Raw genomic sequence first — 12,978 nt, 5'->3', positions numbered from 1 at the left:
CGGCCATGTAGTTCAATATATTGAACATAGCAACCGATTAGTGTATTTCGGTGGCTCTCTCGACCATGCCCGAATCGACAACGGCGACGCGGCGGACGGTACTTTCGAGTGGCGCGGCCGTGGGGACGCTCGCGACTGCGGGCTGTCTGAGCGGGCTCACCGGCGGCAGCGGCGGCCAGACCTACACTGTCGGCCACGGCGAGTACGAGACGGAGGTCGACTCCTCGTCGTTCCCCGACGAACTGCAGATCTACTGTGTTCAGACCGGGTGGTCGAACTGGGGGGCCGTCATGGAGGCCTTCGAGGAGGAGTACGACCTCCCGCTGTACGACGCACAGGGGTCCTCGGGCGAGGCCCTCGAGGACATGCGCGCCAACGCGCAGAACCCGACGCACTCGGCGTACAACGGCGGCTACTCGTTCGGTCTGCAGGCGATGAACGACGACCTGACGACCGACTACAAGCCGGCGAACTGGGACGTCGTCCCCGACGATCTGAAGACCGCCAACGGCCACGTGACCGCGACTCGACAGATGACGACCGCGGTGACCTACCGGGCCGACGTCTACGAGGAGCGGGGGCTGGACGCCCCGGAAACCTGGGAGGACCTGAAACACCCCGACATCGCGCAGGACCTGGCGTTCACGCCGCCCCACACCGCCAACGGGCAGGCGTCCGCGCTGTCGGTCAACCGGGCCTACGGCGGCGACCTGAACGACCTCGACCCGGTCATCGAGTACCACGAGGCGATCGCCGAACACGGCGCTGACTTCCGGCGTAACGTGGAGGGGCCGATGACCGCGGGCGAGATCTCGACGGTCGTCGAGTACGACTACACCGGACTGAACCTCAAGTACAACAACGACGAGTTCGACGAGGACCAGATCGAGGTCGCGGTCCTGGAGGGTCCCAACGGCAATCCGGGTGCGATGAACGTCCCGTACGGCTACGCCATGCTGCGGGACGCGCCCAACCCGGAGGCGGCGAAGCTGTTCATGGACTACGTGCTGACCGAGGACTGTCAGGAGCTGTTCTTCGACGCCTACGTCCGCCCGATCCGGGCGAACGAACTCGACCAGCCAGACGAGTTCCCGGACCAGTCGTCCTACGAGTCGGCGGGGTTCACCGTCGACCAGGAGACGCTCGTCGAGAACCAGGAGACCATTCAGGAGGAACTCGTCGACCGGACGCCGCTGGAGGGGGCCCAGTGATCGCGGATGTCCGTCCGGGAATCGGCCAGCGCGTCGGTCCGGCGGGCCGCGACGCTCGCGTCGACGACCGTTCGGCCGACGACCGAGCGCGAGCGCGAGCGGCGGCGGATCGCGGTCCTCTGTCTCCCGTTTTTCGCGCTCGCGCTCGTCGCGGGCTTCGTTCCGCTGGCGATGCTCGCCCGGATCAGCCTCGTGGAGGACCCGATCTGGATAGAGGGCTGGTCGCTCGGGGCCTGGGAGACGCTCGCGACGACCGCCGAGTACCGGTGGGTGGCCTGGAACACGCTGTGGTTCGTCGGGCTGGCGACGGGCGTCAGCGTCGCGCTCGGCGTCGCCGTCGCACACGTCCTCGAGAAGTACGACCTGCCCGGCGAGCGGCTCGTCGTCGCGGCGGTATCGTTCCCGATCGCGTTGCCGGGGATCATCGTCGCGTACCTGATCATCGTCCTGCTGGGCCGGCAGGGACTGGTGACGAACGCGGTCGCCGTCGCGACCGGCGGGGCCCCGCTCGATCTCGCGACCGCGACCGCGATCACCGGTCTCTTCCTGGGGTACGTCTACTCGTTGCTCCCGCGGGCGACCATGGTGTTGCGCGGGACCTACGCGGAGGTCAACACGCAGGCCGAAGAGGCGGCGCGCACGCTCGGCGCGAGCCGGTGGCAGACGTTCTACCACGTCACCCTTCCCGAAGTCCGGCCCGGGATCGTCGCGGCCGCGATCCTCACCTTTCGCTCCGGGCTCGCGATCTTCGGGACCGTGTTGATCCTACAGAGCCACCGGGTCGTTACGCTCCAGATACATCACGAGACGAGCGTCGGCTCGTACAACCCGGACGTCGCGGCCGCGATCGGGATCGTCTACGTGGTCTTTATCGTCGCGTTCACGTTCGTCGGGCTGCGGTTCGTCGACGACGACGCGGTGGAGATCTGAGATGCCCGGGCCGACGGAGCTAAACGAGGACGGCGGCGACGCGGGGTCGACGCTCGAATCGGGCCGTGGCGACCCGCGCCCGGACGGCGGCACTACCGAGGGAGCCGCCGATCCGTGGTCGCGGTCCGGGTCGGCGCTGTCGACGGTGGTCGGCCGCCCGGTGCTGGTCGCCGTCGTCTCGGTTGTCGTCGCGTTCCTGACCGTCCCCGTCCTCGTGACGTTCGTGTCGTCGTTCGCGCGGTCCGCGTCCGGCGTACTCCCGCAGGGGTTCGTCACGTTCGACCACTGGCTGAAGGTGCTCGGGTTCGGCGAGCGGGGCGTGCGGACCAACGCGATCCCGGGACTCGCCTTCAGCCTCGCCATCGCGACCGGCGGCATGGTCCTGAACGTCGTCGTCGGCGTCCCGGTCGCGTACGCACTCGCGCGTTACGACTTCTACGCTCGAAACTGGGTCAACACGTTCGCGATCCTGCCGCTCGTCCCGGGGCTGATCCTCGGGATCGCGTTCGTCCAGACCTACCCGGAACACGGCCGCTCGGCGCTGGGGCTGATCGCCGGCTACTGTCTCCTCAAGTCGCCGTACATGGTGCTGACTGTCCAGAGCTCGTTCCAGTCGATGGACCTGGTCCGGCTCGAGGAGAGCGCCCGGTCGCTCGGGGCCTCGTGGCCGCGGACGTTTCTGACGATCATCGTCCCCCACGCCAAACGGGGGATCGTCGCCGGCTGTATCATCACCTGGACGCTCGCGGCGGCGGAGTTCAACTTCACGTACATGGTGGCAAGCGGGAGTCCGGACCCGTTCGCGATCTTCCTCTACCGGAACATCTCGAACGCGACGCACCTGCAGTCGGCCGCGGCCGTGTCGGTCTACTTCGCGATCGTCGTGGCCGCCATCCTCGGCCTCCAACTGCTCGGCAACAGGGGGTTCTCGACCGCACAACGATGAGAACGAGACACGCTACCCGTCGGCCCGACCGCATCGCTCGCAACCGCCCAACGAGGGCGCGCCCCGGAGGTGACCGCCCGTGAGCGAGGTCACCCTCGAGTCGCTGACGAAAGCCTACGGCGACGAGGCGGCCGTCGACGGGATCGACCTGACGATCCGCGACGGCGAGATCCTCGGGATCGTCGGCCCCTCCGGCTGCGGGAAGACGACGACGCTGCGGACCATCGCCGGCTTCGAGACGCCGACCGACGGCCGGGTGCTGTTCGACGGCGTCGACGTCACCCACGTCCCGCCCGAGGAGCGAAACGTCGGGCTGGTCTTCCAGTCCTACGCGCTGTTCGACACCATGACGGTCCGCGAAAACGTCGCCTTCGGGCCGAAGATGCGGGGGGTCCCGAAAGACGAGCGCCGGGAGCGGGCCGCCGAACTGCTCACCCTGCTCGACATCGACGAGCTAGCCGACCGCCGACCGGCGACGCTGTCGGGCGGCCAGCAACAGCGGGTGGGCCTCGCGCGAGCGCTCGCGATCGAACCCCGCGTCCTCCTGCTCGACGAGCCGATGACGGGGCTGGACGCGGAACTGAAGTCGCGGCTTCGCGACGAGATCGGCGACCTCCTGGCCGACCTCGACGTGACCGCCCTCTATGTCACCCACGACCAGGAGGAAGCGATGGCCATGTGCGACCGGATCGCCGTCCTCTCGGACGGGACCCTTGAGCAGATCGGCGAGCCCGCGGAGATCTACCGGCGGCCGGCAAACGCCTTCGTCGCCAACTTCGTCGGGAGTTCCACCCTGCTTTCCGGCGTCGCGGAGAACGGCCACGTCGACCTGGGCTTCGCCGAACTGCCCGTCGCCGCGGACGCGGACGGCCCGGTGCAGGTCGCGGCCCGCCCCGCGGCGTTCGATCTGGGCGGGGGACCGATCCAGGTCGAAGTGACCGACGTGACCTACCTCGGGGACCGAACCCGCCTCGTGGCGGCGCTGCCCGACGGAACCACGGTGACGCTCCACGCCGACGGGATCGACGGCTACCGGGTCGGGGAGTCGGTGTCGCTCTCGATCGACGACCGGCGGGTGCACGTCATCGAGTAGGAACGGTCACCGCGCGGGTGATTCGGGAGTCGGGCCGGTCTCCGGGCGACGCGACGACCTGGCCCTCCGGCGGGGCGAGCCGCTTTTCACAGTTCGTACGACAGCGTCACGGAGTCGCTGACGTCGCCCGCGCGGATCAGCCCGTCCATCGTCAGGCGAAACGTTCCCTCCCGTATCGCGTTGGCGACCGCGGTCCCGCTGTCGGCGTAGTCGATTATCAGTTCCATGCTCTTGCGGGCCGTCTCCCCGGGTTCGAACGTGTTGAACGACGGCTCGGCGGTGACGACCCGCTCGCCGTTTATCATCACGTCGAACTCCCCGGACGGGCTGGGCACCTCCCGCTCGGTCGGGTTGGTCACCTCCAGCAGCACCGTCAGCGTCGCGCTTCGCGCCCCGGCGTCGGGCCGGCGCACGTCGTAGATGCGTATCTCCAGTTCGTCGACCGGCGGGGGCGGGGTCTCGGTCGCGAGCGCCGCCTGGCCTTCGTCGCGTCCGCCGAGACAGCCCGAAAGCGGCAGCGCGAGGCCGACGCCGGCCGCCAGCACCGCGCGCCGCGATCTGCGTCCTGGCATCGTATGCACAGGTCGGGTAGCCAACACGTAAATCGTTTGCGACGACGCCGCGGCGGGCGAACGGTCCTGTGTGGGGGTCGCTGACGCCGGATCTGTAAACAGTTATCCGTGCGGGCGCGCAAAGCCTACCCAACATGGCCAAGGACGTCAAACCCACTCGGAAGGAGCTGATGCAGATCGAGGACCGCATCGAACTCTCCGAGCGGGGCCACGACACGCTGGAGAAAAAGCGCGACGGCCTCATCATGGAGTTCATGGACATCCTCGACCAGGCGCAGGACGTCCGGGGGAACGTCGAGTCGAACTACGAGGACGCCCAGAAGAAGATGGACATGGCCCGCGCGATGGAGGGCGACGTGGCCGTCCGGGGGGCCGCCGCGGCGCTGAAGGAACACCCCGAGATCACGACGGAGTCCCACAACATCATGGGCGTCGTCGTCCCGCAGATCGAGTCGAGCAAGGTGAAAAAGAGCCTCGACGAGCGCGGCTACGGCGTCGTCGGCACGAGCGCCCGCATCGACGAGGCCGCCGAGGCCTACGAGGAACTGCTCGACTCCATCATCCTCGCGGCCGAGGTCGAGACGGCGATGAAGAAGATGCTGGACGAGATCGAGAAGACCAAGCGCCGCGTCAACGCCCTGGAGTTCACGCTGCTGCCCGAACTGTACACGAACCAGGAGTACATCGAGCAGAAGCTAGAGGAGCAGGAGCGCGAGGAGATCTTCCGCATGAAGAAGATCAAGGACAAGAAGGAGGAGGACGAAGCCGAGGCCCGGCAGGCGGCCGAGGAGGCGGAGCGCGAGCGCGTCTCGGCGGACGACTGAACCGGCTCCGTCGCCCCGCTGGCGTACCTTTTTGTCCCGTTCGGCCGTCGCCCCGGTATGGACTGCCCGGACTGCGGCGCGTCGACCGTCAGTTTCGCCGTTCCCGACGACCTGCGGGAGTACGCGCCGGGCGACGGCGACGCGGCGGCGATCTGCACCGACTGCCTCCGGGTCCACCCGGCGGCAGCGCCCGACGGGACGCCGGCGTTCGACGCGGTGAGCGACGCGTTCCCGTCGTCGCCGAGCGCCGCGGTGCCGGTGGCCCTGTTTCTCGGCCTGCTCCCGTCGCTGGCGCTCAACCGGGCGGCGATCACCGAACTCGTCGGGCGGGTCGAGGCGGCCGGGGCCGACCCGCTGTTGCTCTGTGACCGGCTCGCCGCGGACCCGGCGCTGTCGCCGGCGGTGGCGCTCGAACGTCGCCGCCACCAGCTGGAACAGCTCCTGTGAGGGCCGGTCACCCGGAGAACGCCGGCGAGAGGTCGACCGCACGGCTCCGGTAGCTCCGGTACACGTCCCAGGCCCACGCGGCCGCGGCGGGGCGGTCGTTGGCGACGACGCCCCGGAGGTCGCCGTCCTCGTCGTAGGTGACGACGCGGGTCTTCCAGCCGTCGTCCGTCTCGCCGAGGAGCAGCCCGAACGGGACCCCATCCGTCGAGAGCGGCCTGAACCCGCGCGCGGTCAGCGCGGCGACCCGGTCGCCCATCCGCGGCAGCAGCTCCTCGGCCAGCCGCGCGTCGAACACGACCTCGACAGTCGCCCCGCGGTCGACCGCGTCGGCCAACACGTCGAGGGTCCGGGACCGGGTGACGACCTGTGCGAACGCGTACAGCCGGTCGGCCTCGCGAAACACCGAATGCACCGAGGCCACTGACTCGCTCCGGGTCGTCGGCTCTGCCTCGGCGACCTTCGCGTTCCGGAGCAAGCGCAGGTCGAGCGGCGCGTCCGCGGGGAGCGGGGCCAGCACGTCCGACGCGGCCCGCAGGTCGCGGCTCACCGCGAGCACGCCGTCGGTAAAGGCCGCCGCCAGCCGCCCGACGGCGGTCAGCCGGTAGCCGCGGTCGGTTTCCTCGACCAGCCCCTCGGCCCACAGCTCCCGGATGGCGCGGTCGACCGTGGACCGTGACACGCCTATCGTCTCGACCAACGCCCGCTTTTCGCGTGGCTTCCCCCGGAGCGCGACCAGGAACTCGCGTCGGTCACACAGCGTCCGTACTACCTCCGCGTCGTCACGGCCCATTCGTCCCCCGGTTCTCCGACCAGCCTGTTATGGGTGGCGGCCGACGCCCGGGGCTACGGCGGCCGTAACGGCGTCGCCGTCGCCCGGTACTCCTCGAAGACGGCGTCGGCCCAGTCGACGGCCGCGGGCGCGTCGTTGACGACGATCCCCCGGAGCTCCGAGTCGGGCCCGTACGCGGCGAGCACGGCGTGTGCGTCGCCGTCGTCGTGGGCGACGGCGAGCCCGAATGGGACCGTATCGGTCTCGTACAGGTCGAACGCGGCCCCCCCGCCCGCCGCGCGGACGACCTCCGGATGCGTCGCTCGAAGCTGGTCGGCCACGTGATCGGCAAGCACCATCTCCACCCGCAGGTCGCCCTCGACCGCCGCCGCGCTGATCCGTTCGACCGTCTCCGGGGCCGTCACCGCCGCCGACAGCCCCCGGAACTCCGTCGCGTCGGTGACCAGGTCCGTGAGCCGTTCGACCGGGCGAAACGGCGTCGGCGGCTCCGCCAGGCGGACCGTCGCGCCGCGGAGGAGGTCGAGCGACACGGGGGCCTCCGGCGGGAGCGCGGCCAACACCGGGGCGGCGTCGCGGAGGGCTTCGACGGAGCCGACGAACTCCCGGTAGCTCCGGGCGGCGAGCCGGCCGGTCGCGGAGGCGGTGTACTCCCCGTCGGCCCGCGTGACGAAGCCGGCGCCCTCGAGTTCGCGGAGGGCGCGGTCGACGGTCGACCGGGACACCGACAGGTCCTCGGCCAGCGTCGCCTTGTCCGTGCGCTCCCCGTCCAACCTGTCCAACACGCCGAACCGCCGCGTGACGAGCCCGACGACGTCCGGCTCCGCGTCCGCCCGTGTCATCACGTCGGACTGTCAGACGCTCCGATACATAAACCCAGCCCCTGTGCCCCGGGGCGACCCGGGGGCGTTTACACGCCCGTCGAGTACCGCAGGAGTCCGGCGACGCCGCCGAAGGCGTCGTACAGCTGCTCGCCCTTCTCGAAGTCCGTCGAGATGAACTTCGTCTCGGTGCCCCGCTGCTCGGCGATGGCGATGAGGTGGTCGATGGCGTCCTCGCGCTCGGCCTCGTCGGCGGGGACCTCCTCGCCGCAGTCGCTGCAGGTGTGGTCGGGCGTGTTCTTCCGGCGGTCGATCACCTCCCGCTCCTCGTGGCCGTTGGGGCACTCGTAGGTGACGACGTCCTCGCGGAGGTCCTCGCTGATGAGCAGCGTCTCCACGGAGCCCATGATGAGGTTTCGCCGCGTCTGGTCGAACCCGTAGGTGGCCTCCTCGCCCTCGTGGAGCTCCCTGAAGAAGTCCTGCATCAGGTTCTTGTCCTTCATCACCTCGGCGTCGGCCAGGGCGTCCTCCGCGGCGTCGACGAGGTCGTACAGGCCGGACTCGTCGGTGTAGGAGACGTCGAACTTGCCAAGCACCTTGTCCTGAAGCTCGTGGTGGAGGTAGTCGCCGTCGAGGAACTCGTCTTTGGTCGGCGACGGGCCGCCGACGAGGATGCCGTCGAGTTCGTGGCGCTCCTCGACGAACAGGTCGTTTGCCATCCCCGCGACCTCCTGGTAGAAGTTGTCGATGGCCTCCAGGCGCAGGCGGGCGAACCGCTGGGCGGACTGGCCGCCCTTGCGCTGCTTGCCCGGCACCAGCGAGGAGGCGGACTTGACGGGCTCGACGCGCTTGCCCCGGAGCCAGCCGACGTTGGCCTCGCGCCGGTCCAGCACGATGAGGCCGTACAGGCCCTTGTCCGCCAGCATCTCCTCCAAGGGCTCGGTGAGGAACTCCGAGTCGCAGTGGTAGCGGAACGACTCGATGCCCATCGGCGGGCTCTCCAGGACCTTCGTGATCATGTCGGTCTGGCCGCCGCCGGAGTCGACCGCGCCGGAGAAGATGACGACGCCGTTCTCGGGCGGGTAGGTGTCGAAGTAGCGCAGGCGGGACTTGATAGAGGAGAGGGCGTCCTGCACGTTCGTCCGGGTCTGCTTGGACTTGATGTTGCTCGCCTCGCTGTGCTCCTGTGTGACGTGCTGGACGACGGAGCTTATCAGCTTGTCATCCGGGATGTATATCGTGACGAGCTGCGTCCCCGACCCCTCGTACTCCTTCAGGTCCTCGATGACCTTCCGGAACTCGTATTTCTTCCGGTCGGATTGCTCGCTCTCCTGCTGGCTCATTATCGCTTATACGCCCCGGAGCGGCTAAGTATTCTTTGTCTTTCGCGGCCGGCTCCGGACCTGCCGGGGACGCGCCGTGGCGCTGGGGCCGGTTCGTGCGTCGCTTCGACCGTTCGGGAGTCTGACGGTGTTTTATTAGCCGCCCACCTCTTGGCTCACGTAGTAACATGGCATCGCACACAGTGTACGCCGTCGCGAGCGGCAAGGGCGGCGTCGGGAAGACGACGACGACGGTGAACGTCGGGACGGCGCTGGCCGGGGCCGGCAACACCGTCGCCGTCGTCGACACGGACATGGGCATGGCGAACCTCGCGGGGCTCGTCAGCCTCTCGCCCGACGCGACGACGCTCCACGAGGTGCTCGCCGGCGAAGCGTCCGTCGAGGAGGCGTCGTACGAACTCGCCGACGGGATCGTCGCGGTCCCGAGCGGCGCGGACCTGGAGAGCTACGCGGACGCCGACGCCAGGGGCCTGGGCGACGTCGTCGACCGCCTCCGCGAGGAGTTCGACTACGTCCTGCTCGACGTGGGGGCGGGGATCAGCCACGAGTCGGTGCTCCCGCTCGGCCTCGCGGACGAGGTCGTCCTCGTGACGACGCCCGAGCCGGCGTCCGTCCAGGACGCCTCGAAGACGGCCGACCTGACCGAACGCGCCGACGGCCGCGTCGCCGGGCTCGTCATCAACCGCGTCCGCGACGACCGGAACTTCGACTTCGAGGGGATCGCCGAGCGCGTCGGCGTCCCGCTGCTCGGCACCGTCCCGGAGGACGACGCGGTCCGGGACTCGGTGTACACCGGGACGCCGGTCGTCGTCGACGCGCCGGAGAGCCCGGCCGCGACCGCGTACCGACGGCTGGCCGAGCGCCTCGTGAGCGACGGCGACCCCGGCGCGGCCGCGGACGCCGACACCGACGCGGACGACGGCGACGCGGACGCCGCTGCTTCGGACGAAGCCGACGCCGACGACGCGTCACACTCGGAGGTGTCGAGCGCGATAGAGGACGTGGACGACGGTGAGGCGGAAATCCCCGATGAGGGCGACTCCGAGGACTCGCCCGCCGCGGACGCCACGGCGTCAGACGCCGACGACGCGGAGGGGGACGCGAGCGCCGCGACGAGCGAACCGGCCGCGGAGGCCGACGACAGCACGGAGGCGTCCGACGACGCTACCGGAGCGGCCGACGCGGCGGGGGGCGACGAGTCGGCGGCGCGCGACCCGACCGACGACCCCGACGACCCGGCGGAAGGCGACGGCGTGACGATCCCCGACGCCGAGGGCGGCGACGACGCCGACGCGGACGCCGACGAGGCCGACGGGGACGGGATCTCCTTCGACGAGGACGGCGAGGCCGTGCCATTCAGCGACCGGTCGCCGCCGGGAGCGGACGACGCTGACGACGCGGACGGCGACGAGGACGACGACGAAGACGAGGACGAGGACGGCGGCGGCGGCCTGCTCGGCGGCCTGCTCGGGTGACGCTCCGCGCGACTCCGGCGGTATCGGCGTTCCCCCGAACGTCTTCGCGCGAAACGGGAAGCTTGAACACGGAGTCCCGTCAACCGACGGGTATGTCCGACACCGACAACTCGCTTCCGCTCGGCTGGATACTGCTGTTCGCGGTGCTCGCTCTGGGTGGGCTGGTGCTGGCAGTGAACTTCGTCGGCGGCAGCGTCTTCTGACGCCGCCGGCCCCTCCGGCCTACATCGACTCGGGCGCTTCCACGCCGAGCACGTCGAGCGCGTTGCCGACGGCGTGTCTCGCGGCGGTGACGAGCGCGAGGCGGGCGTCCCGAAGCTCCGGGTCGACGTCGTCGGCCAGCACCGGGCACTCGCGGTAGAAGGCGTTGAACCGCTCGGCGAGCGTCCGGGTGTAGGTGGCGACGACGTGCGGTTCGAGGTCCTCGGCGGCCTCCTCGACGACCGCCGGGAAGCGCGCGACCGCCCGGAGCAGGTCCCGCTCGTACTCGGTGTCGAGCAGGTCGGCGTCCACGTCGCCGACCTCGGCGGCGTCGCCGGCCTCGTTCAGGATGCCACAGCACCGCGCGTGGACGTACTGGACGTACGGCGCGGACTGGGCCTCGAAGTCGAGGGCGCGCTCCCACTCGAAGGTGATCGCCTTCGTCGGCTGCTTCGAGACGATGTCGTAGCGGACCGCGCCGACGCCGACCTGACGGGCGATGCGCTCGACGTCCCCGTCGGTCAGGTCGTCGTCGCGGATGCGGTCGTCGAGCCGGTCCTCGACCTCGTCGCGGGCGCGGTCGATGGCCTCGTCCAGCAGGTCGTCCAAGTCGACGCCGGTCCCCTCACGGGTGCTCATCTTCCCCTCCGGGAGGTTGACGTAGGAGTACAGCACCTGCTCCAGCTGGTCGGTGTCGTTGCCGAGCAGTTCGAGCGTCGTGCGGAGCTGGTCGGCCTGCAGCCGGTGGTCCTCGCCCAGCACCGTCACCGCCCGGTCGTAGTTGTCGAACTTCCACTCGTGGTGGGCCAGGTCCCGGGTGGGGTAGAGGCTGGTGCCGTCCGAGCGCAGGAACACGAGGTTCTTGTCGATGCCGTGCTCGTCCAACTCAAGCTGCCAGGCGTCCTCCTCGTAGACCGCCTCGTCGAGGGCCTGCATGCGGTCGACCACGTCGTCGGTCGAGCCGTCGAACATGAACCGCGTCTCCTTGACGAACTCGTCGAACTCCGCGGGGAGCCGCGCAAGACACTCCCGCATCCCGCCCAGCACCTGGTCGACGACCTCGCTGACGCGCTCGTAGGTCCCCTCGTCGCCTTCCTCCAGGCCCTGCATGATCGACTCGATCTCGGCCTCGGCCGCCTCGACTGCCGCCTCGTCGGCCTCGTCGAGGTAGGCGTTGCCCTTGCGGTAGTAGCGCACGAGGTCGTACTCGATCCGGTCGCGCTCGGGGTCGTCCGCCAGGTCGCCCTCGTCGAAGCGCTCGTAGGCCCACGTGAACACGGCCATCTGCCGGCCGGCGTCGTTGACGTAGTAGTGGCGGTCCACGTCGTAGCCGGCGTAGTCCAGCGCGTTGGCGACGGCGTCGCCGACGATGGGGTTGCGAGCCCGGCCGACGTGGACCGGGCCGGTCGGGTTCGCGCTCGTGTGCTCGACGACGACGGAGGTGTCCTTCGGGTCGAGGCGGCCGTACCCCGCCTCCCGCGCCGCGTCGAGCGCGTCGGCGAAGTACCGGTCGTTCGGCAGGAAGTTGACGTACGGCCCCTGCGTGTCGACGCGGGCGACGTACTCGCAGTCGCCGACGTCGACGGCGTCGGCCACGTCGGCGGCCACCTTCGGCGGCGGCGCGCCGACCTCGCCGGCCAGCCGGAAGGCGACGCTCGAAGCGAGCACGGCGTCGACGTCTTCCGGCGGCTCCTCGATGCCGAGGTCGTCGGTCGGGAGGTCGAGCGCGGCCAGCGCGTCGGCCAGCGCGGCCTCGACCTCCTCGCGGACGGCTAGGAACATACCCGCCCGTTTTCGGGCCGGGAGTATAGGGGTGACGGGTTGGCGCGACGCCGGGGCGCGTTCGGCGCTCCGTCGGGGAAGCGCCGGCCGCGTCCGAACGTTATTACTGTCCACCCTCCGAGGGAACGGGTATGCAGTACATCTGGGTGACGGCCGCGGCCGGCGGCGTCGTCCTGCTGCTCGTCGCGGCGCTCGTGTTCCGCCGGCGGCGGACGGCGGACGAGCGCGCGTCCCGCCGGGCACACGAGGCCGCACAGGAGCGCGAACCGCCGGTCGAGATCGGCGAGTCCTACGAGTTCGGCGTGGCGGAGTTCACCGACCACCACTCCGGCGAGCGCGTCGCCGTCGGGAAGGTCGAGGGGTTCGTCCTGTTCGTCGAGGACGTCCCGGACTCGGTCTCGGCGGGCGACGCCATCCGCGCGAAGGTGCTGTCGTTCAACCGCGAGCGGACGTCGGCGGACGCGACGTTCGACGGGCGGGCGTGACTCGCGGGCCGCCCCCGGCCCGGAAGGAAGAAGGTTTCACGCTCCGGCTCCACCCGTACCC

The 12,978-nt window shown here is 70.0% G+C and carries 12 protein-coding genes and 1 pseudogene; 8 read left to right on the top strand and 5 right to left on the bottom strand.

Going from position 1 to position 12,978, the window contains the following annotated elements; genetic code table 11:
- The first annotated feature begins 65 nt into the window (after positions 1-65).
- The 4 genes from EYW40_RS10420 (at position 66) to EYW40_RS10405 (ending at position 4,180) form a co-directional block, all read left to right on the top strand.
- Complete coding sequence (locus tag EYW40_RS10420; RefSeq protein ID WP_135821542.1) at positions 66-1,211, top strand: extracellular solute-binding protein; 1,146 nt, start codon at positions 66-68, stop codon at positions 1,209-1,211.
- Between the two features lie 6 nt (positions 1,212-1,217).
- Positions 1,218-2,141, top strand: coding sequence for an ABC transporter permease (locus EYW40_RS10415; protein WP_135821541.1), 924 nt, complete (start codon positions 1,218-1,220; stop codon positions 2,139-2,141).
- 1 nt (position 2,142) lies between these two features.
- Entirely contained in the window at positions 2,143-3,087 is a 945-nt protein-coding gene (locus EYW40_RS10410) for an ABC transporter permease (RefSeq protein ID WP_135821540.1), read from the top strand.
- Between the two features lie 79 nt (positions 3,088-3,166).
- On the top strand, positions 3,167-4,180 hold the full coding sequence (locus tag EYW40_RS10405) for an ABC transporter ATP-binding protein (protein WP_135821539.1): 1,014 nt from the start codon (positions 3,167-3,169) through the stop codon (positions 4,178-4,180).
- 86 nt (positions 4,181-4,266) lie between these two features.
- Here EYW40_RS10405 and EYW40_RS10400 read toward each other — a convergent pair whose 3' ends face one another.
- Positions 4,267-4,752: a hypothetical protein gene (locus EYW40_RS10400; protein ID WP_135821538.1), complete on the bottom strand. Its 486-nt coding sequence runs from the start codon at positions 4,750-4,752 to the stop codon at positions 4,267-4,269.
- A gap of 134 nt (positions 4,753-4,886) precedes the next feature.
- Between EYW40_RS10400 and EYW40_RS10395 the strand changes: the two genes are divergently transcribed.
- Positions 4,887-5,576, top strand: coding sequence for a V-type ATP synthase subunit D (locus tag EYW40_RS10395; protein ID WP_135821537.1), 690 nt, complete (start codon positions 4,887-4,889; stop codon positions 5,574-5,576).
- A gap of 57 nt (positions 5,577-5,633) precedes the next feature.
- Positions 5,634-6,023 (top strand): DUF6276 family protein, encoded by a 390-nt coding sequence (locus EYW40_RS10390; protein WP_135821536.1) that lies wholly within the window; start codon positions 5,634-5,636, stop codon positions 6,021-6,023.
- 7 nt (positions 6,024-6,030) lie between these two features.
- Here the strand turns inward: EYW40_RS10390 and EYW40_RS10385 are convergent, their stop codons facing one another.
- The 3 genes from EYW40_RS10385 to prf1 form a co-directional block, all read right to left on the bottom strand.
- Positions 6,031-6,813 (bottom strand): helix-turn-helix transcriptional regulator, encoded by a 783-nt coding sequence (locus EYW40_RS10385; protein WP_135821535.1) that lies wholly within the window; start codon positions 6,811-6,813, stop codon positions 6,031-6,033.
- 53 nt (positions 6,814-6,866) lie between these two features.
- Positions 6,867-7,652 carry a helix-turn-helix transcriptional regulator gene (locus EYW40_RS10380; protein WP_135821534.1) on the bottom strand — a complete coding sequence of 262 codons (786 nt, stop codon included), beginning with the start codon at positions 7,650-7,652 and terminating at the stop codon, positions 6,867-6,869.
- A gap of 68 nt (positions 7,653-7,720) precedes the next feature.
- Entirely contained in the window at positions 7,721-8,974 is a 1,254-nt protein-coding gene (gene prf1, locus EYW40_RS10375) for a peptide chain release factor aRF-1 (RefSeq protein WP_135821533.1), read from the bottom strand.
- 167 nt (positions 8,975-9,141) lie between these two features.
- On the opposite strand from prf1, the pseudogene minD reads away from it, so the two are divergent.
- Positions 9,142-9,981, top strand: a pseudogene (gene minD, locus EYW40_RS20450) (cell division ATPase MinD); the annotation flags it as partial.
- A 690-nt stretch (positions 9,982-10,671) separates the two neighbouring features.
- Here the strand turns inward: minD and argS are convergent.
- Positions 10,672-12,432, bottom strand: coding sequence for an arginine--tRNA ligase (gene argS / locus EYW40_RS10365; protein WP_135821532.1), 1,761 nt, complete (start codon positions 12,430-12,432; stop codon positions 10,672-10,674).
- A 131-nt stretch (positions 12,433-12,563) separates the two neighbouring features.
- Here argS and EYW40_RS10360 point away from each other — a divergent pair, with 131 nt between their 5' ends.
- The gene (locus EYW40_RS10360) at positions 12,564-12,917 is read left to right on the top strand and encodes a hypothetical protein (RefSeq protein ID WP_135821531.1); all 354 of its coding nucleotides are present in this window, start codon (positions 12,564-12,566) and stop codon (positions 12,915-12,917) included.
- Positions 12,918-12,978 lie beyond the last annotated feature (61 nt).

This window comes from Halostella litorea, assembly GCF_004785955.1.
Lineage (GTDB): Archaea > Halobacteriota > Halobacteria > Halobacteriales > Natronoarchaeaceae > Halostella > Halostella litorea.
The sequence above is the reverse complement of the archived record's forward strand: the minus strand, read 5'-3'. Positions and strand labels throughout refer to the sequence as shown.

Coding starts and splice junctions, on each gene's coding strand:
- EYW40_RS10415 (WP_135821541.1), top strand. CDS start 1,218: ATGTCCGTCCGGGAATCGGCCAGCGCGTCGGTCCGGCGGGCCGCGACG.
- argS (WP_135821532.1), bottom strand. CDS start 12,432: ATGTTCCTAGCCGTCCGCGAGGAGGTCGAGGCCGCGCTGGCCGACGCG.
- EYW40_RS10390 (WP_135821536.1), top strand. CDS start 5,634: ATGGACTGCCCGGACTGCGGCGCGTCGACCGTCAGTTTCGCCGTTCCC.
- EYW40_RS10410 (WP_135821540.1), top strand. CDS start 2,143: ATGCCCGGGCCGACGGAGCTAAACGAGGACGGCGGCGACGCGGGGTCG.
- EYW40_RS10380 (WP_135821534.1), bottom strand. CDS start 7,652: ATGACACGGGCGGACGCGGAGCCGGACGTCGTCGGGCTCGTCACGCGG.
- EYW40_RS10395 (WP_135821537.1), top strand. CDS start 4,887: ATGGCCAAGGACGTCAAACCCACTCGGAAGGAGCTGATGCAGATCGAG.
- prf1 (WP_135821533.1), bottom strand. CDS start 8,974: ATGAGCCAGCAGGAGAGCGAGCAATCCGACCGGAAGAAATACGAGTTC.
- EYW40_RS10400 (WP_135821538.1), bottom strand. CDS start 4,752: ATGCCAGGACGCAGATCGCGGCGCGCGGTGCTGGCGGCCGGCGTCGGC.
- EYW40_RS10385 (WP_135821535.1), bottom strand. CDS start 6,813: ATGGGCCGTGACGACGCGGAGGTAGTACGGACGCTGTGTGACCGACGC.
- EYW40_RS10420 (WP_135821542.1), top strand. CDS start 66: ATGCCCGAATCGACAACGGCGACGCGGCGGACGGTACTTTCGAGTGGC.
- EYW40_RS10360 (WP_135821531.1), top strand. CDS start 12,564: ATGCAGTACATCTGGGTGACGGCCGCGGCCGGCGGCGTCGTCCTGCTG.